1 protein-coding gene is annotated in these 809 nt (G+C 41.8%); it reads left to right on the top strand.

Features of this window, described 5'->3' with window-relative positions; translation table 11 throughout:
- The coding region (locus RB622_RS30180) for an IS3 family transposase (protein ID WP_308050566.1) at positions 1-747 on the top strand (747 nt) is incomplete at its 5' end.
- Between the last annotated feature and the right edge of the window lie 62 nt (positions 748-809).

Raw genomic sequence — 809 nt, 5'->3', positions numbered from 1 at the left:
AATCGTCCCAAACATGAGATTCGGATCGAGTTTATCAGAAATATGAAACGCTATGGCAGCCGGAGAATCAAGGCATCCTTAAATCAAAATGGTACAAAAATCAGCCGTCAGAAAGTGGCTGAGATTATGCGCAAAGAGGGATTGAGAGCCATACAGCCGAGAAAGTTCGTTCCGCGGACGACCGATAGTAAGCATGGGAAAAGAGTAAGTGATAACTTGTTACTTAATCAACCAAAGCCGGATCGACCCAATCAGGTATGGGTTTCGGATATCACGTATATGCCTTTAAAAGACGGAAAATGGACATATTTAGCCACCTGGATGGACTTGTACTCAAGGCAGATAGTTGGCTGGCAATTGGCTGACAATATGGAAGAAAATCTGGTACGAGAGCCATTAGAAAGAGCCCTTTTAAAGCGCAGAGTTAAGTCAGGACTAATTGTTCATTCTGATCGGGGAGGTCAATATCTGTCCAATAAGATGAAGAAACTTGTAGTGACATTCACGTTGAAACAGAGTATGTCACGAGCTGATGACCCCTATGACAACGCAAATGCAGAGTCTCTTTGGAGTCGACTCAAGGCTGAACTCGACATGCCCAAAGGGGGCTATGAAAGTCTTGAAAAGCTCAGAAGTATTTTGTTCGAGTACATTGATGGGTATTATAATATCCGAAGGTTACATTCTGGCCTGGATTATCTAAATCCAGTAGCTTTTGAAGCCTTGTATTACCAAAAAGTAGGATGAGATTTAAATTGTAATTATTTAACTAACCCGCAAAAAGTGTAAACCGAAAGTGAACCACGTCA

This window comes from Dyadobacter sp. LHD-138 (assembly GCF_030929615.1).
Lineage (GTDB): Bacteria > Bacteroidota > Bacteroidia > Cytophagales > Spirosomataceae > Dyadobacter.
The sequence above is the reverse complement of the archived record's forward strand: the minus strand, read 5'-3'. Positions and strand labels throughout refer to the sequence as shown.